General features: G+C 36.1%; 18 protein-coding genes. 4 read left to right on the forward strand and 14 right to left on the reverse strand.

Features of this window, described 5'->3' with window-relative positions; translation table 11 throughout:
• Positions 1 to 37: 37 nt before the first annotated feature.
• From mutY to spoVG, 10 genes are all read right to left on the reverse strand, one after another.
• Positions 38 to 1,078, reverse strand: coding sequence for an A/G-specific adenine glycosylase (gene mutY, locus BHF70_RS07625; protein ID WP_075759678.1), 1,041 nt, complete (start codon positions 1,076 to 1,078; stop codon positions 38 to 40).
• A gap of 88 nt (positions 1,079 to 1,166) precedes the next feature.
• Complete coding sequence (locus BHF70_RS07630; RefSeq protein WP_075759679.1) at positions 1,167 to 1,877, reverse strand: ComF family protein; 711 nt, start codon at positions 1,875 to 1,877, stop codon at positions 1,167 to 1,169.
• Positions 1,878 to 1,938: 61 nt separating this feature from the next.
• Entirely contained in the window at positions 1,939 to 3,279 is a 1,341-nt protein-coding gene (gene dnaB / locus BHF70_RS07635) for a replicative DNA helicase (protein WP_075759680.1), read from the reverse strand.
• A 12-nt stretch (positions 3,280 to 3,291) separates the two neighbouring features.
• On the reverse strand, positions 3,292 to 3,735 hold the full coding sequence (gene rplI, locus BHF70_RS07640) for a 50S ribosomal protein L9 (RefSeq protein WP_075759681.1): 444 nt from the start codon (positions 3,733 to 3,735) through the stop codon (positions 3,292 to 3,294).
• 3 nt (positions 3,736 to 3,738) lie between these two features.
• Positions 3,739 to 5,802 carry a DHH family phosphoesterase gene (locus tag BHF70_RS07645; RefSeq protein WP_075759682.1) on the reverse strand — a complete coding sequence of 688 codons (2,064 nt, stop codon included), beginning with the start codon at positions 5,800 to 5,802 and terminating at the stop codon, positions 3,739 to 3,741.
• A 293-nt stretch (positions 5,803 to 6,095) separates the two neighbouring features.
• Positions 6,096 to 6,350, reverse strand: coding sequence for a 30S ribosomal protein S18 (rpsR, locus tag BHF70_RS07650; RefSeq protein WP_008392249.1), 255 nt, complete (start codon positions 6,348 to 6,350; stop codon positions 6,096 to 6,098).
• A 16-nt stretch (positions 6,351 to 6,366) separates the two neighbouring features.
• Complete coding sequence (locus BHF70_RS07655) at positions 6,367 to 6,810, reverse strand: single-stranded DNA-binding protein (RefSeq protein WP_075759683.1); 444 nt, start codon at positions 6,808 to 6,810, stop codon at positions 6,367 to 6,369.
• A 20-nt stretch (positions 6,811 to 6,830) separates the two neighbouring features.
• The gene (rpsF, locus tag BHF70_RS07660; RefSeq protein ID WP_075759684.1) at positions 6,831 to 7,118 is read right to left on the reverse strand and encodes a 30S ribosomal protein S6; all 288 of its coding nucleotides are present in this window, start codon (positions 7,116 to 7,118) and stop codon (positions 6,831 to 6,833) included.
• A gap of 100 nt (positions 7,119 to 7,218) precedes the next feature.
• Complete coding sequence (locus BHF70_RS07665) at positions 7,219 to 7,407, reverse strand: DUF951 domain-containing protein (protein WP_075759685.1); 189 nt, start codon at positions 7,405 to 7,407, stop codon at positions 7,219 to 7,221.
• Between the two features lie 160 nt (positions 7,408 to 7,567).
• Positions 7,568 to 7,855: a septation regulator SpoVG gene (gene spoVG, locus BHF70_RS07670; protein ID WP_075759686.1), complete on the reverse strand. Its 288-nt coding sequence runs from the start codon at positions 7,853 to 7,855 to the stop codon at positions 7,568 to 7,570.
• 314 nt (positions 7,856 to 8,169) lie between these two features.
• Between spoVG and murC the strand changes: the two genes are divergently transcribed.
• The 4 genes from murC (at position 8,170) to BHF70_RS07695 (ending at position 13,071) form a co-directional block, all read left to right on the forward strand.
• Entirely contained in the window at positions 8,170 to 9,555 is a 1,386-nt protein-coding gene (gene murC, locus BHF70_RS07675; RefSeq protein WP_075759687.1) for a UDP-N-acetylmuramate--L-alanine ligase, read from the forward strand.
• Between the two features lie 248 nt (positions 9,556 to 9,803).
• Positions 9,804 to 10,862, forward strand: a complete 1,059-nt coding sequence (locus BHF70_RS07685) for a DnaD domain protein (protein WP_075759688.1) — start codon at positions 9,804 to 9,806, stop codon at positions 10,860 to 10,862.
• Between the two features lie 3 nt (positions 10,863 to 10,865).
• A complete protein-coding gene (locus tag BHF70_RS07690; RefSeq protein ID WP_075759689.1) occupies positions 10,866 to 11,852 on the forward strand; it encodes an ATP-binding protein in 987 nt (328 codons plus the stop codon).
• 55 nt (positions 11,853 to 11,907) lie between these two features.
• Entirely contained in the window at positions 11,908 to 13,071 is a 1,164-nt protein-coding gene (locus tag BHF70_RS07695) for a ribose-phosphate pyrophosphokinase (protein WP_083638370.1), read from the forward strand.
• Positions 13,072 to 13,183: 112 nt separating this feature from the next.
• Here the strand turns inward: BHF70_RS07695 and BHF70_RS07700 are convergent, their stop codons facing one another.
• From BHF70_RS07700 to BHF70_RS07715, 4 genes are all read right to left on the reverse strand, one after another.
• Complete coding sequence (locus BHF70_RS07700) at positions 13,184 to 15,379, reverse strand: transglycosylase domain-containing protein (RefSeq protein WP_075760561.1); 2,196 nt, start codon at positions 15,377 to 15,379, stop codon at positions 13,184 to 13,186.
• A 124-nt stretch (positions 15,380 to 15,503) separates the two neighbouring features.
• Entirely contained in the window at positions 15,504 to 17,999 is a 2,496-nt protein-coding gene (locus BHF70_RS07705) for a hypothetical protein (RefSeq protein ID WP_075759691.1), read from the reverse strand.
• A 114-nt stretch (positions 18,000 to 18,113) separates the two neighbouring features.
• A complete protein-coding gene (locus BHF70_RS07710; protein ID WP_075759692.1) occupies positions 18,114 to 18,503 on the reverse strand; it encodes a hypothetical protein in 390 nt (129 codons plus the stop codon).
• 132 nt (positions 18,504 to 18,635) lie between these two features.
• Positions 18,636 to 19,283: a GTP pyrophosphokinase gene (locus tag BHF70_RS07715; protein WP_075759693.1), complete on the reverse strand. Its 648-nt coding sequence runs from the start codon at positions 19,281 to 19,283 to the stop codon at positions 18,636 to 18,638.
• Between the last annotated feature and the right edge of the window lie 98 nt (positions 19,284 to 19,381).

A 19,381-nucleotide genomic window follows, 5' to 3' on the forward strand; every position in this document is an offset into this window, starting at 1 on the left:
TTAACTTTATTAACAGTTTATACATATACTCAATATTTTACAATAATTTTCGAAAGATTTCAAATGCTGAAGGCAGTGCATAGACAGTTTTTAGTTCTTTTTTGGGTACCCAGCAGAATTTTTCTACAGAAACAGGCTGTTTTAAAGTTATCCGGACTCCTTCCATATGCCATTCTATATGACTAAAGATATGTTTTCCTTTACCTGCCATAGAAATCTTTCCCTGTGTTATATGCCAGCTTTCCATTTGTTTTCGAAGATCTTCCTCATCCATTCTTCCTGGAAGATTAGGAAATTCCCATAATCCGGCTAACAGCCCTTTTTCTTCTCGTTTATTTAAGGCAATCTGATCCTCTGTTTCCAATAGAAACACTGTTTTATATTCTATCTTTCTTGCTTTTTTAGGCTTTCTCACCGGAAGACAGTCAATCATATCTTCCTTATATGCTTTACATACCGTATCCCACGGACAATTCTGGCAATCAGGTTCTCCGTTAGGTATACAGACCGTTGCTCCCAGTTCAATTAACGCCTGATTGAAATCACCCGGTCTATCTTCTGGTATATATTCAAGGATTCTTTTTCCCATTTCCTTTTTGGTCTTTTCCTTTAAAATATCAGAGTCATCTCCCCACAATCTTGCAAGAACTCTAAGAACATTTCCATCCACCGCAGGCACCTGAAGATCAAATGCAATGGAACCTATAGCACCTGCAGTATACAAACCAATCCCTTTTAAAGATAACAGTTTTTCAAAATCTGCCGGCAGTTTTCCATCATATTCTTCCACTATTGTCTGAGCAGCCTTTTTTAAATTTCTGGCACGATTATAGTATCCAAGCCCTTCCCATAATTTCATCAGTCGATCATCATCTATTTTTGCCAGGTCTTCTACCGTTGGGATTTCCTCCATAAAACGATCGAAATATGGTTTTACCGCTTCAACTCTTGTCTGCTGAAGCATAATCTCAGAAATCCATATTCTATAGGGATCTTTATTCTCTCTCCACGGAAGCAGCCGTTTATTATAATCATACCAATTTAATAATGCTTCGCTTAAATCATATCGCTTTTCCATTTCAGGTCCTTTCTTAATGACTTTTATTTTAAGCCATTATAGCAGATGATTTGCCTAAATACCATAATGAAAGATTTTCCTTCTGTCTTTACGAGTTTCCCTCCCCGATAGCAATACAGAAAATATATACTTCTTTTACCCCCAGTGTCTTTAATGCTGCAGTTACACCTTGAGCTGTAGCACCTGTTGTATAAATATCATCTACCACCAGGATTTTTTTAGGACACCCTGCCTTTCTATACGCCTCTCTGTTCCCTGTAAAAGCTTCCATAAGATTTTTCTTTCTGCTTTCAGGATCAAGAATCTTTTGAGGTTTCGTATTGATTCTTCTTTTTACTATATTTTTTTCTACCGGACATCCCAGCATTTTCCCAATTCCTTCTGCAAAAATTTCCGCCTGATTAAAGCCTCTTTGTCTCTTCTTTCTATAGTAAAGAGGAACTGGTACCACCACATCTGCATGCAAAGCTTTTAATTCTCTTATCTTTCTCTTTCTTATCTCTTCTAAATAATATCGTGCAAATATTCTTTTGTTTTTATATTTTATAGCTGCCAGGGATTTCCTGACAGGGTCTTTATAAATACACAGACCAATAGATCCATTAAAATTTTTCGGATATTTTTTACAGTCATCACAATATTCACTTTCAGGTCTCTTTAACGGTTTTCCGCAGGAATAACAAACCGGTCCCGTAATAAATATTTTCTCTTTGCTGCATAAATCACATACCCTCTGTCCTTTTTCTAAAATAGTCTTACCACACAAAGGACATACAGGCGGGAACAGAAATGATAACATAGACATGCCTCCTTCAGAACAGAATCTTTCCTACGAAACAGAAAACACCTCACTAAACTGATTAATGAGGTGCTCTTTCTTTGTTTCCAAATTTAGTATATTGTCCCAGCCATACCAGTTCCACACTTCCGGTAGAACCATTACGCTGTTTATCAACGATAATCTCTGCAATCCCTTTCTTTTCAGAGTCTTCATTGTAATATTCATCTCGATATATAAACATTACAACATCGGCATCCTGTTCAATGGAACCGGATTCTCTTAAATCAGATAACATTGGTTTTGCAGGTTTTCTCTCTTCTACACGACGACTAAGCTGAGAAAGTGCAATAACCGGTGCATTCATCTCTCTTGCCAATGCTTTTAACGAACGGGAAATTTCCGAAATTTCCTGCTGTCTGGACTCTGAACGTTTTCCACCGGACATCAACTGCAGATAATCGATAATGATCAGTTCCAGACCATGTGTCTGTTTATATCTTCTGCATTTTGAACGCAGCTCAGAAATTGTAATACCCGGTGTATCATCGATGATCAGCGGTGAGCGTCCGATAGTTCCGGCACTCTCCATAATTTTTTCCCAATCAGTCTCCTGAAGATCACCGGTACGAATAGATTGCGAGTCTACCATAGCTTCCATAGCCATCATACGGGTAACTAGCTGTTCCTTTGACATTTCCAGGCTGAATATTGCCGTTGGAATATGATCTCTGACAGCTGCTCTTTGTGCAATATTTAAAACAAATGCTGTTTTCCCCATGGCAGGACGGGCGGCTACAATGATTAATTCTGATGGATGCAGACCAGACAGCTTATAATCCAGATCCGTAAATCCTGTTGCTATTCCGGTAACTCGTCCTTCTGAACTGGCCGCTTCTTCAATGGCATCCAATGTATTTAATACTACTTTATCAATCGGGACAAAGTCTTCTCTTCCACTGGCCTGCTGCAGCAGTCCAAATACATTTTTCTCTGTATTGTCAAGAATAACCGACACATCTTCTTTTCCAAGATAACATTCTGTTGTGATTTCTTCACTGACTTTAATCAATTTCCGAAGAGTTGATTTTTCTTTTACGATTCTTGCATACTGTTTTGCATTGGCAGAAGTAGGAACTGTCTCCAGGAGATCCCTGATAAATTCCATGCTCTTCATTGATTCCGGTACATCTTTTCCCTTCAACTTATTTTGTAAGGTAACCAGATCTACCGGCTTTCCTTCTTTATATAATTCTACCATTGCCTCAAAAAGAATTCCGTTTTGTTTCTGATAAAAATCTTCCTGATCTACAATATCAATCACATCTGCTATGGCATCTCGATCCATGATCATTGCACCAATAACAGACTGTTCTGCCTCTACACTATGGGGCTGTATTTTTTTTACAAACGCCTCATCCATAAGGACTCCTTTTTATGCTTCTTCTACTTTTACTCTCAAAGTTGCTGATACTTTTGGATGTACTTTTATAACTACATCATGGAATCCAAGATTCTTAATTGGTTCACAATGCATTTTCTTTTTATCCAGATCAAATCCCAGCTGTTTTTTGGCTTCTGCTGCAATTTCTTTTGTGGAAACGGATCCAAATGTTCTTCCGCCCTGTCCAACTTTCATTTTCAGCACCAGCTGTTTTCCTTCTATTTCTTTTGCCAGCACCTTTGCTGCTTCCAGTGCTTCTGCTGCCAGTTTATCATCATTGGCTTTTTTTAATTTTAAATCATTCAAAGCTTTTTTTGTTGCTTCGATTGCAAGACCTTTTCTAAACAGCACATTTCTTGCATAACCATTATTCACTTCTACTATCTCATCTTTTTTTCCAACAGATTTTACGTCTTCTAAAAGAATAACCTTCATAACTTATATATCTCCTTTTTGTTTCATGTATTTTAATGTTTCCGTTATAATTTCTTTTGCATCTTCCAGAGATACATCTACCAGCTGGGCACCGGCAACCGTCAGATGCCCGCCACCTCCAAATTGTTCCATGATTCTCTGGACATTAATTTCATCAATAGATCTTGCGCTGACATAAACTCTTTCTTCAATTCCTGTCAGTACAAAAGATGCCTGAATTCCATCAATATCCAGAAGTTCATTGGCAACCTGAGCACCAATAACTGTAGGACTGTCCACTCCGATTCCCACCAGAGTCGTAATAGCAAATTCTCCATATAATATATCTGCATTTCGTATTGCCTTGGAACGAATCCGATAAGTCTCCATACTTTCTCTGGACATCTTTCTTACCAAAGTAAGATCCGCACCACTTCGTTTCAGATATGCTGCTGCCTCGAAAGTTCTGACTCCTGTCTTGTTTACAAAATTATCCGTATCTACAAGTATACCAAAATACATTGCATTAGCCTCCATAGGCTCCAGTTTTGGTTTGGTATCAACATATTGAAGTATTTCTGCAACCATTTCACAAGTAGATGATGCATACGGTTCAATGTAAGATAACACCGGATTTTTTATGATATCCTTATTCTTTCGATGATGATCAAGAATAACTACGGTTTTTGTCTGATGCAATAGCTGTTCACATTCTGTATAATTGGAATGATTTACATCTACTACAATTAAAAGTGTATTTTCATCTGTAATCTCAATGGCAGTATCATTATCTATAAACATATCATCATCATACTGGCCACTATTCTGAAGTGCCTCTATAACCGGACGAACGGATATGGTGACTTCATTCATTACAATATGCGCTTTTCTTCCTAAAGATAATCCGAGACGATACAATCCTATGGCTGCTCCCATGGCATCCGGATCCGGAATTTTGTGAGCCATAATGACAACATTTTCCTTAGATTCCAAAAGTTCTTTTAATGCATGAGCCTTCACTCTTGCTTTCACGCGGGTATTTCGTTCTACAATCTCGCTATTGCCGCCATAATAAGAAATGTCTTCTCCATCTTTAATAACTGCTTGATCTCCACCTCGGCCCAGAGCCAGATCCATGCCTGCACAGGCATATTCATAACTTTCCTGATAGGTATTTCCATTAATTCCAAAACTGATACTCAAAGTCATATGCATGGAATTTCCAAGATTAATCGTCTTAATTTCATCTAAAATCGAAAACTTATTTTTCTTGATCTTTTCCAGATATTTCTGCTCAAACACAACAAAATATTTATCTTTTTCGGTACGTCTGATAATACCGGATACATTCTGGATAAATTTACTGATTTTTCTATCTGCAACGGCAATCAGCATAGAACGTTTCACTTCATCTATATCATCCATAAGCTCATCATAATTATCTATGTTGATTAAACCAATTACCATTCTCTGGTTTTCACTTTGCTCTCTGTATTTTTTTAACATTGTCTGATCAAAGAAATATACTGCTATAAGAGAATTCTCACGAAGCATCTGTTTAGAATAATTTACCTCATTCTCTTCTGAAAAATCGTCAATTCGAATTCTATTCATCTCCACTTTATAGAAATACGTCTCTTCTTTTTCATCTTCTTTTTTCACATAATCAATATATGAGATCATATGATTAACATCTGACGGAAGCAGCTTCTTATTCAGATTTGGAAATACATGTGACAGACACTCTCCCTTGCGATCTCCACAAATTTTGTTAAATGCCATATTTGACCACATAATATTACCTTTTCCATCAAGTAATGCGTATGGTATCGGCAGATCATGAATCAAATGATTCTGAATCTGTCCCTGTTCAAACACAAACTCCATACATTCCTTAACGATCTCATTCTTATTATGGCTATAGCCTAATGAATGTATTGCCAGGCACACCAGTATAAATGCACCCAGTATCAATCCACATCTAAAATCTAAAAGAATGAACAGAATATCCACCGGTATCAGCAACAGCGTCAGTTTAATGGGTCCCTGCAGATACTGGTCAATTCTTGTTTTTTTAATAATGTCCATGCCCTTCTCCTGCCTAACTTTAAAAGACTTATTTTATCCAATTTCATCCCAATGATATTATGCTATGATATTATGCAATTATCTTTCATTATAACTCCCCTAACACTTTTTGTACAGCAATTAGCCAGTATTTTGTCAGATAAACTTTCTCAATTTACAGTGTAAAAGAGCTTTCCTTTGCACATCCTCTCGGAGCATTTTTTATTACATAGGAAATTTCTTTGAATTTCCTATGTAATAAAAAAACGGGCCATCATACGATGACCCTTCTTTCCTCTATCCAGTTAACTGAATTATTCAGCTGTATATGGCATTAAAGCTAAATGTCTAGCTCTCTTAATAGCACCTGTAACAGCTCTCTGATGTTTTGCACATGTTCCTGTGATACGTCTAGGTAAGATTTTACCTCTTTCAGAAACATATTTCTTTAATGTTGCAACATCTTTATAATCAATTACAGCGTCAGCTTCTGTACAGAAAGCACATACTTTTCTTCTTCTACGTCCGCCTCTTCTTCTCATTGGAGAATCGCCTTTTGTATAAGCCATGATTTCTACCTCCTATTTAACTAAACGGCAGTTCTTCCTCTAAACCGTCCGGAATATTCATAAATCCATCGCTGGATGCTGCACTTGGCTGAGGCATACTTGGCTGTGGAGCACTTGCTGCCATATTCTGTGCTGCAGCGGCTTTGCTTTCTGCAAAATCCTGTTCTTCTATTACAACATCTGTTGTATATACTTTCATTCCGTCTTTATTAGTATAGCTGCCAGTCTGAATTCTTCCAGAAACAACAATCTTTGTACCCTGTTTCAGATACTTTTCTGCAAACTCACCTGCTCGTCCGAATGCCACGCAGTTAATAAAATCTGCATCTGGTTCATTGTCTCTCTTAAATCTACGATTTACTGCTAGTGTATATCTGGAAACTGCCAAAGGTCTGTCTCCCTGTGTATATCTCACATCAGGATCCCTTGTCAGTCTTCCCATTAATACTACTTTATTCATATTCGGATCCCTCCTGTCAATTATGCATCCTGTTTAACGCATAAGAAACGTAATACAGATTCCTCAATACGAAGCTTTTCTTCCAGTTCAGCTGGAACTGTTGTTTCTCCTTCGAATTGGATGAAATAGTAGTATGCTTCTCTCATCTTCTGAATTTCGTAAGCTAACTGTTTCTTACCCCATTCATCGACGTTAGTGATCGTAGCACCTGCTGTAGTAATCATTGCCTGAGCTTTTTCAACTAAAGCTGCACGTTCTTCGTCTTCGATCTTTGCACTTAAAACTAATGCTAATTCGTATTTCATCATTGCTTTTGCACCTCCTTTTGGTCTATTGGCTCTTAACTACACTGAAAAGAGCAAGGATATTTTTATATACCACGAGAAAATATGATATCATAAAATCCGCCTATTCGCAAGCATTTTTTATAAATCCTCTGAAATTTTTCTCTACCAGCTTTCTTGGCACCATGACCTGTCTGTCACATCCCTGACATCGAAGTCGAAAATCCATCCCAACCCGGAGTATTTCCCATTGGTTACTTCCACATGGATGCGCTTTTTTTAATTTAATAACATCTCCAACATGAAATTCCATTCCTAAACCTCCTTTACTTTGCCTTCATCATATCAAAACAGCTTTCGTTCGTCTACGTCTCATAATATTTTTTATCTTATAAATCTGCCGGAAGTAAAAAAAATCGGGAAAAATCCCGATTTTTTTTACTGTTGTTTTTAAGAAGAAGTCTCTTTTTAAATTATATTTCCGGTGCTGTGGCGTCAATATCCCCAAGTTTCATTGCTTCATACTGTTCTAAGATCAGTGTCTGAATCATATTTCTTGTATCGGAATTAATCGGATGAGCAATATCACGATATTCCCCATCTGCAGCCTTACGACTTGGCATTGCGATAAATAATCCTTTCTCACCTTCGATAACCTTAATATCATGAACAACAAATTCATTATCAATGGTAATGGACACTACAGCCTTCATCTTACCTTCTTTGGCTACTTTTCTAATACGTACATCTGTAATTTGCATGTTGTCTTCCTCCTAGTTTCATATAAAATATAGCTGAAATTCGCTCTCCGGACCATCATTTATGACTTCTTCCTTGACAATGGTCGCTAAATGCTAATTATCATTATATCATTTTCATGGGTAGATGTGAACAAATTATTAGAATTATTTTCTTTTTTTATTATTAATTTTTACTATATTTTTTAAATATTCTTATTTTAAAAATACTCATGTCATATTCTATCTGCTGCTCTTGCAAGATTACATAACCTGCCTTATAATAAGGAAAACAAAAAAACTTTTTTTATTATATTTTTAGAAAGGACCCATTAAACATGTATCAAATAGATTTTAATCAACCAATTCATATTCATTTTATGGGAATCGGAGGCATCAGTATGAGTGGACTTGCAGAAATTCTTCTCAAAGAAGGATTTACCATTTCCGGATCCGATATTCACTCTTCACCTATTACCGATCGTCTGGAAGCAAAAGGTGCTAAGATTTTCTTTCAGCAGACTGCTGATAATATTACTTCCGATATTGATCTGGTTGTATATACTGCTGCCATAAATTTTGAAACCAACGAAGAATACAAAGCTGCAATTTCCAAAGGAATACCTGTTATGAAACGTGCAACACTGCTAGGACAGCTGATGCATAATTATCAAAATGCTATTGCAGTTTCCGGAACTCACGGAAAAACAACCACTACATCTATGCTTTCCCACATCCTGCTGGCAGGTAATACAGATCCAACAATTAGTGTAGGAGGAATACTTGATGCAATTGGAGGTAATATCCGTGTAGGACATTCCGATATGTTTATCACAGAAGCCTGTGAATATACAAACAGCTTTTTAGAATTCTTTCCAAAAATCAGTATTATACTTAATATAGAAGAAGATCATATGGATTTCTTCAAAGACATTGACGATATACGTCATTCTTTCCGTGAGTTTGCTCATAAGCTGCCTGATTACGGATATCTGGTACTAAACGGACAGATTGACAACATTCCTTACATTGTAGAAGGTCTTTCTGCAGAATATGCAACTTTCGGAATTGATAATGACACTGACACATTTACTGCCAAAAATATCACCTATGATGCTTTCGGACATGCCGGCTTTGACTATTATAAAAAAGGCCAGTATATCGATCACATCCAGTTAAATGTAAACGGAGAACACAATGTACGAAATGCTCTTGCTGCCATCGCTGTTGCAGACCGTCTGAATCTCTCCATGGATGCTGTTAAAAAAGGTCTCCTGAGCTTCTCCGGTGCCAAACGTCGTTTTGAACTGAAAGGTACCTGCAATGATTTTACCATCGTAGATGATTATGCACATCACCCAACAGAAATCAAGGCAACACTTAATGCTTGTAAAAATTATCCTCACGAAGAACTATGGTGTATTTTCCAGCCGCATACTTATACCAGGACCCATGCATTTCTGAACGAGTTTGCCGAGGCACTCAGCTTAAGCGATCATGTTATCATCACTGATATATATGCAGCCCGGGAAAAAGACACAGGTCTTGTAAGTTCTAAAGACATTGTTGATAAAATGGCTGCATATGATGTTGATGTTCACTATATAAAAGACTTTGAAGATATTGAAAAATTTATTTTAAAAAATTGTAAAAAAAATGATCTGTTGATAACTATGGGGGCCGGAAACGTCGATTCTATCGGGGATTCTCTCATCAATAAATAGTTATCCACATTATCCACAGGATTATACACATTTGTGTGAAAATAATTCTGTGGATTTCTTTTTTTGTTTTCCACATTAATAAAATCGATGTAAATGGCTTACTTCCGTGTTTTGTATTTTATTATCCACATTATCCACATTATCCACAGGTTTTTCCACAAAATTAATGTGGATTCCCGTCCTATTTACTTTTTTTTCGTTCTGAGTTATAGTCAGTTTATATCAGAAAATTAAAGGGGAACAATGCGATGAATTACATAAAAGTCACAACTACATATCCGACGGGAGGAACACTTCTTCCAAATGCTTTTGTTGATAACTATATGATTCGTGCCAACGGAGAGTATATCAAAGTATACATTTATCTACTTCGTATGGTTTCTGATGGAGCCAATTTCAGCATTCCTTGTCTGGCTGATGTTTTGGAACTGACAGAACGCGATGTGACCCGTGCATTAAAATACTGGGAGAAAGAATCTCTTCTTCGTATGGAACTTGAGCAGGGTGAAATCAGTTATATTGAACTTCTTCCTGTATCAGGCAAAACAAAACTCCCTGCCGACTCACAGGCTGCTTCTCCTAAAAAAGAATCTGCCTCAAGTTTGGAATCACAGGGAACTGCCGCTATTCCTGCCATGAAGACTCTATCTCCTGCAGAATTAAAAAGAAAAAGTGAAGATGAACGCTTTTCTTACCTTTTATATGTTAGCGAAATGTTTTTAGGAAAACCTCTTACCTGTAATGATATGAATACACTATTATATTTATATGAAGATTTATCCATGTCATGTGAATTAATTGAATATCTTGTTGAACACTGTGTTTCTAACGGAAAGAAAAGCTTCCGGTATATGCAGTCTGTTGCAATTAACTGGTATGAAGAGAATATTACTACAGTTGATGAAGCAAAAGCCCACAGCAAGAATTTTAAAAAAGAATATTATTCTATCATGCGGGCTTTCGGACTGAATCAGAATCCTGCTCCTATCCAGGAACAGTATATGAAACGATGGTTGGAAACAGAAGGCTTTGATTTGTCTCTGATTCTCGAAGCCTGCAATCGGACTATCAATGCCATTAATAAACCAAGTTTTCCATATGCGGATACTATTTTAAAACATTGGAAAGATAATAATATAACAAGTCTGGAACAGGCAAAAAACTTTTATCAACATCAGAAAACACCTAAAACTTTTGTAAGTAACAATCAGCCGGTACATAATTTTCAACAGAGAGATTATGATTTTAATGCATTAGAAGAACAGCTTCTCCAAAAGCAATTTTCAGATGAAGTCAGGGAGAGATAATACATGCCACTATCCAAAAATGAATATCAGGAAATCAACCGGCTCTATGAAGATCGCCGCCTTTCCAATTTTCATATTCATGAACAACGAAAAAAAGAAATATATAACAAGATTCCAAGAGTCCGTGAACTGGAACAGGAAATTGCCCATAACTCTATTTCTCTAGGTAAAAAATTGATTATTACGGATCAGCCATCTGTTCGTGAAGAATACAAAAACAGAAATGCTATCCTTTTAGCCGAGAAACAGAAACTTCTTTCAGAGAATGGGTATCCTGCAGATTACCTTGAACCAGTTTACCATTGTAAACATTGTAAAGATACCGGTTATATCGGACAGGAACGCTGTCACTGTTTTCAGCAGGCTCTGATTCAGTTACTATATTCAAATTCCAACATGGAGAAAATCCTTGAAAGAGAAAATTTCAATACTTTTCGTGAGGATTATTATTCTGATCAGATGACACCAAAAGGACTTCCAAGCCCAAGAGCGAATATTCGAAAAGTCCTGCAGCACTGCCATAGATTTATTTCACGATTTCCTAATCATGAAAATATCCTGTTTCAGGGCTCAACAGGTGTCGGAAAAACCTTTCTGAGTCACTGTATTGCTAAAGAGATTATGGACAAAGGATATACCTGTATGTACATTACTTCTTTCGGGCTTTTTGATTTTCTGGCCGGGCAGACATTTCAAAAGGGCAGCGATCAAAGCACAAAATTATCCCTTGATTTGATCTTTCAATGTGACCTTCTGATCATCGATGACCTGGGTACTGAAATGATCAACAAGTTTGTTGTTTCGCAGTTATTTCAATGTTTAAATGAACGACTGATTCAAGAGAAATCAACTATTATTTCTACCAATCTTTCACTGGAAGAATTTCGTAATGCCTACTCTGAACGTATTTTTTCAAGAATAATCGAACATTATTCCTGGCACAAAATATATGGAGATGACATTCGTTTTCGGAAATCAAACTTGACGTAACCCGTCTGTAATGATATAAACAATTTATAGAACTATTATACGAAGGAGATTTATCATGAGAAGATCTGATCGCAACTTTACTAAGATTCCTGATGGAAAATTAGGAATTATTGCTCTTGAAGGATGTGAAGCCCTTGGAAAAGCAATAGACAACTACATCATCAAATGGCGTACAGAAACAAACGATACTTTTAAAGATTCTGTTGCCTGTGATGGTTATTTAAGAGACACCTACCTTCTGGAAACATCATGTCCAAGATTTGGATCCGGGGAAGCTAAAGGACTGATTCACGAATCTGTTCGAGGCATGGATCTCTACATTATTGTAGACGTATTAAATTACAGTATCACATATTCATTAAGCGGACATACAAACCATATGTCTCCAGATGATCATTATTCTGATTTAAAACGTATTATCAGTGCTGCTGCTGCAAAAGCTAAAAGTGTCAATGTTATTATGCCTTTCTTATATGAAGGTCGTCAGCACAAAAGAAGTACCAGAGAATCTCTCGACTGTGCATATATGCTTCAGGAACTGGTTGCTTTAGGAGTTGATAATATCATTACATTTGACGCTCATGATCCACGTGTACAGAATGCAATTCCTATTTCAGGCTTTGATAATGTAAAACCAACTTACCAGTTTGTAAAATCTCTGGCAGAGCAATGTGATGATGTATGCTTCGATAAAGATCAGCTGATGATTATCAGCCCTGATGAGGGAGCTATGCAGAGAGCAATTTATCTGGCAAACGTTATCGGTGTTGATGTAGGGATGTTCTACAAACGCCGTGACTATTCAACAATTGTAAATGGACGTAATCCTATTGTAGCGCATGAATTTTTAGGTGATTCTTTAGACGGAAAAGATGCTGTCGTTATTGACGACATGATTTCTTCTGGAGAAAGCATGATTGATGTAGCCAAAGAACTGAAACGCAGACATGCAAGACGTGTTTTCTGTTTATCAACTTTTGGTCTCTTTACAAATGGACTTTCTGTTTTTGATCAGGCAATTGAAGACGGTATTATCGAAAAAGTTATTACAACAAACTTAACTTATCAGACCCCTGAATTATTAAGCAGAGACTGGTATGCATCTGCTGATGTAAGCAAGTATGTTGCTCTTTTAATTGATACATTAAATCATGGAGCATCTATTAGCAGTCTTCTTGATCCAACAGAACGTATCAAAGAATATTTATTTAAACATTAATTATATTTTGTCCGCTTGATTCTTTTAATAATAGAATCAAGCGGACAAGTTTTTTCTAATGAAATAAAAAACAGACTCATTTTAATGAGCCTGTTTTTTTATATTACAGTCTTTATTCCTGCTGCTCCGTTGACTGAGCAGCTGTTGTTGATGCCGCTGTGGAAGCAGCTGTTGTTGGCGCTTCTGTTGACTGTTCCTGAGTTGCCTGCGTAGTTGTTTCACTTCTGGCCGTGGAAGCAGCTGTTGTTCCATTTGTTTTAGCTGTTGATGCCGGCTGTTCATCCACAGAATTATATCCTTCCAGACGTTTCTCTGTTGAGAACTCAGAATGAATAGCATTCATAAAATTACTCCAGATAGATTTTGGATAAGAACCTCCACTTAAAGCTGGCATAATCTTATTATCATCACGACCTACCCAAATAGCAGTCGTATAATATGGTGTGTAACCACAAAACCATCCATCACGATTGCTTGTTGTTGTACCTGTTTTACCTGCAGTATCAACATTTGGCACTTTAGCACCTACACCAGTACCTGATTTTACAACACTCTGCAATACATCTGTCATATAACTTGCAGCTGTACTTGAATATACCGTCTTTTTCTTTCCAGATGAAGACATAACTTCTTCTCCGTCAGACGTAGTAATTTTAGTAATACATGTTGGCTCACGATATACTCCATCATTTTGTAATGTTGCATAACCTGCAGCCATTTCTTCAGAAGTCGTTCCTTTTGTAAAACCACCAATACAAGTTGTATAGTATTTATAATCTTCCTCTGTCAGATATTTAAAATTCATTTTTTCCAGATAACGCAATGCTGTTTTTGGTCCAATCTGTTCATACAATCTCATGGAAACTACGTTACTTGATTTCTGAACAGCTCTTCTTAATGTAATCTGTCCAGAATAAGAACCTCCTGAGTTTCTGACTCTGTGCTCGTCTGTAGTCTTCATCGGATTATCATTAACAATGGACCCCGGTGTCCATCCTCTTTCCAGTGCCGGTGCAAATACAAGCAGCGGTTTAATGGAACTTCCTGGCTGTCTTGGACTCTGGTATGCTCTGTTCAAAGTATATCCGATATTTTTCTGGTGTCTTCCACCAACAATAGCCACAACTTTACCTGTATCATTATCAATACATGTTCCTGAAGCCTGAGCTTTATAGATTCCATTTTTATCTTTTTCTGTATATCCGCTTAAAGCATTGTCCACGCTTTTTTGAAGCTGATCTTGCACATCCGGATCAATAGAAGTATAAATATGGTAACCTGCGCTATAAAGTGTACGCTTACATTCAGCATACATCTTTTCATAATCATCCTGGTACTTATCCTTTTCAGAATCTGAATCAAAAGTACTTTTAAACTCAAACCCTTTTTGTTTCATAATCTCTTTGGTTGCACAATGAATGACATATGTTTCAATATAATTCTTTTTCTCGGTTTTTTTGGCTTGTTTTATAACAACTTCTTCTGCCATGGCCTCATCATACTGATCCTTTCGGATGAGCTTCTGTCCATACATATCTTTCAGAATCTTATTTCGTCTGGTCATGGTCTTTTCTTTATGGAGCAAAGGATCATACATAGTTGGTGCATTAGGAATCGCACACAGGAATGCAGCCTCAGACATAGTCAGATCTTTGGCATCTTTATTAAAATATCCTTTACTTGCTGCCTGAATTCCATAATACCCATTGGCAAAATATACGTTGTTAAGATAAAACTCTATAATCTGATCTTTCGTATATTTTTTTTCCAATTCCACTGCTACAAACATTTCTTTAACTTTTCGCTGCCAGGAAATCTCACGATTTAGAAATACTGTTCTGGCAAGCTGCTGAGTAATGGTACTTCCTCCCTGCGTTACAGTTCCTTTCTTTGCAACGAATGATACTGCCGCTCTTAAAATACCCTTATAATCTACTCCGCTATGCTTATAAAAATTTCTGTCCTCAACTGAAATCATAGAAGCAACTGCATATACCGGAAGATCTTTATACTTCAGATAATATGCATCCTTCTCTCCCCGAAATTTTGTTAACTGTTTTCCATTGGTATCGTAAACAATACTTGTCTGCGACGCCTTGAAAGTTTCTTCGGTGGCATCTGCAACAAGTTGTTTAGCTTCACTACGAAGCTTTAAAACTTTCATTCCAAAAGTAAACCAGCCTATTACTACTAAAAACAAAAAGACAATAGAAATTTTCAAAAGAATTTTTCTTTTTTTCTTCTTCTTTTTAACTTTTTTCTCTTTGCCGGGAATAACCTTTTTTGTTTCCTTTGTTTCTTCAGCCATATTCCTTTCACCTTTCGCTTGCTTTTCTTTACATATCTCAAATGCAATCATAAAAATTACACTTTGTGCCTATTATATCATAAAATATAAGCTTGCCCAAATTTTTACTTCGACATAGTTCGTTTTACTTAGCATAACTGTAAAAAATATTTCCAGCTGCCTTAAACTCTTTTTCCATTGCACTTCTTTCTGCCTGGACAGATTCTCCTGTTAAAGAATCGAAATATCGAAGTTTTGTCTGGTTATAACTGATGAGTAATACATATGTGCCATTCTTTCTTCTTGCCATTACAGATCTGCCTTTACTGATAGAATACAATACATCCTCAAGGTTACAATCCGAATAATTGACTCCCTGTTTATCAAATGCATTAAACAATTTATCAAAAGTATTTCCTTTCAGTTTCTTAATCTTGTCATATGACAAATCCTTGCCTTCAGAATCTACCATCATCTTAATGCATGCCACATCTGTCTCACTCTTGTTTTTAGCCTTTGTTATGGAAATATTTGCAACCTTTCCATAACTCTTCGCAATTCCTTTTTCCCACAGATATAACTGACCATAATTTACTACAACTCCACCTCCCTGTTTTGCTTCTTTAATTGCATCTTTCATACTGCTGTATGTTCCTGAAAGTTTTCCTCCCGTATAAACATATGCATCTTTATACTTGTATACATTATTTGCAAAATCAATCTTCAGTTCATCATTTTTTTCTTCAACATTCGTAGACAAATAACTTGGTCGTGTCTGTATATATATATTTTCCGGGAATGAAAGATACAATTGGTTAAATCTTGTGCCTGTATATCCATATTCAAAGACAACTTTATCCTCTGTCTTATTTTTGAATCTGATATAGCTGCTATCTGTCTTTTTATAACTGTTTCCATTCTTTTTGGAATAGGTAAGAACAACCGTTGTCCCGTCTATTTTGGCATCCGTAATATATAATCCAGTTTTTCCATATTCATTTACATTTTTATTATCACTTCTAATAAAAACCTTATTAAGAGGATACATATAAGTTCCATCTTTTTGGCGGACAATCTGATCTTCGTCACATGTTCCATAAACAAAATCCTTCTGAATAAATCCAATTGGTTTTAAAAGCTGTCCTTTTTCACCTGAAATGATCCATTCTTTACCAGATGATAGATTTACCACTTTAATTTTGTTTTTAGACTGATTCAGTGCCAGCATTCCATTTTCTGATACTACTGCCAAATCATCTGTTATATTTTGCGCAAGGATACTGCTCTGTTCTTTATCAAGATCCACATGATAAATAGAACTGTCCAGATAAAAATAGAACTGATTATTCTTACTTAAAAATGCTCCTTTTTCCAGATCATTTTTCATTGTGTCATACTGGACTTTTACTGGAATAAATGCCAGTTCTTCAATCTTCTGTTCTTCAGCATAGAAGCGATATACTGATATTCCATTTTTACCTTCATGCTTTCCTCGGTTCATATATCCATACACCAGGAAAGAAATATCACCATTGGACTTCATCTGCATAATCTGGATTCCATGTTTTGGATAATTATTTCTGCTTTCTCTGTAATCTTCCCCCATAAATGAAAATACCTTATACATGTCCGAATTCTGATAATCATAGTACCATAATTCATTCTGAACCACAAAAGCAGCTTTCTTTCCGTTATCCTTACTGATCAGCTGTTTATCACTTCCGCCAATTCCGATAAGAATACGATTATTCACACGATCAATGGTATCATAGCGCATATAACTTTCTAATTTTCTTTCATAATTCAAAAGATACATTCTATCTTTTGAATAACGAACCCTGAAGTATTCATTTGCCTGATAGTATTGTTTTACGCCTTCACTATTTTCTGCAGATAAAATATACCGAAATTCCATAGAGGTAACATTCTGAGAAATTTCTTTAATGGTTGCCGGATACATTCTTTCAACCTGTGGTGAAAGATTTGCATAACAAATAGCCTCCTGACTTGATTTTAAATCTACATATGACAAATTATTGGATATTGTACCTTCTTCTGTCTCCAGATATTGACTGATAAACTCTGTATTACCTTCCTTCAAAGTTGAATCATGGAACTTCATGGCAAATTCCATACACTCTTTTAAATGAAATCCTGTTCCATAAACAACTCTGGTATAGTATTTAACATCTTTATTATCTTTTGTAACAGACAATTCCATCAGATACGTTCTTCCAGATTCCAGTCTCTTTGATATATTAATATCTGCCAGACTCTGGTCTCCTTCTTTCTGAAATGCTGCATCTCCTCGATCCAAAATAGTTTTATTGTCAGAATCATAAATTTTGTATGTTACTGCTTCAATTCCTTCTTTATTGCCGCTTATAGAAACTTTCAGAGAATTTTTATCCAGAGGGGTTGTACTGTCACGAAGCATGGAAGCATCTACATCTCCCTGATATCCATGCAGCTGATTGATTTCCTGCTCATCTGAAATCAGAACCAGCAGCGGTAAAGTTGCCTGCGTTGTCTCCCGAACGCCATGATTATAACGCCCAACAAGCATATAATTCCACAGAATCAATGATATGATAAATATGAAACCAAAAATTATTATTTGTATTGCTTTTGTATGCCTCATTTGTTTCTCCTTTTTGTACACCTTCTATGGTTCATTTTATCCGTTTTCTGCTGTTTATACAACCATTTTAAGGAATCTTTAAGATGTGCCGTCTGAATTCAAACGGCACATCCCCTATGAAAACATTCTTTTTTTCATTCTGTATCTGCAACGCCTATGACACATCTCTCCTCCAAGAAGAGCCAATATCATCTGATATAGCATGCGATCTCTTTTAGGACCGTCTTCTTTTTCATGATATTTTATTTTATCATAAATCTTATCCGCCATTGCCATTACACCAACTCTATCCATATATTGATCAAACATCATACTGCCTTCATACTCCAGCTGGTCACAGGCATCTTCAATAAATTCCAGGATTTCCCTGGAAAGTGCAGAGTACATTTTTGTAATATACTGATAATCCTTTTCATCCTGTTCCTCCTGAAGAATTTCCATTTTTCCTGGCATTTCATCCATATCAAATCTAGGTAAATCTCCTAATCCTTCTATTGGAATCATTGTGAGACTCCTTTTCCTCTATTGATAATATCCTATGCCTTAATAATAAAAAGGTGAATTTTATTTTCTATAACAAATTCTTTCCTCATGAAAGAAAAAAGAATCCTCCTCATGGAAGATTCTTTTTCAAAATCATAAGTCTTCTTTTTTAATACTTCTTACTTCTTCATTGATTGCCAGCATCTTGCTATCCAGAAATGCAATCATGTCTGCACATTCTTTTAACTCTGTGCGGATATAATCCGGGGCATTTCCTTCGTATTTATAATAAATCTTATGCTCCAATGATGCCCAGAAATCCATAGCTACTGTGCGAATCTGTATTTCTACCTTTGTTGGTACAACTCTATCTGACAAAAAAATCGGTACTTTAACTATCAAATGATAGCTTCGATATCCATTTGGTTTTGGATTAACCATATAATCCTTTGTCTTTAACACCTCAATATCATCCTGATTGGAAATCATATCAACAATACGATAAATATCTGGTGTAAACGAACAAATAACCCTGATTCCAGCAATATCATCGATATATTTCTGTATATTCTCTACAGTTACATCGACTCCCTTTCGCAAAAGCTTTCGCATAATGCTTTCTTCACTTTTTAGTCTTGACTCAATATGTTCAATCGGATTATATTTATGTACAAACTTAAATTCATCATTTAAAATTTCCAGTTTTGTACCAATTTCTTTCAATGCCGAACGATATAAAAGCTGCATCTGCTTATATTCTATCAATACATCCTTTACATCAGGTAATTCCAATTCTCTCATTATGATCACTCCTCACCGTTATTTTTAAAAATAATACACAAGGTATTTCATCCTGATGTTATTATTTTATCACTCTGTGAGGATGTATTCAATTTTAT

The sequence above is a fragment of the Anaerostipes sp. 494a genome (assembly GCF_001940315.1).
Lineage (GTDB): Bacteria > Bacillota > Clostridia > Lachnospirales > Lachnospiraceae > Anaerostipes > Anaerostipes faecalis.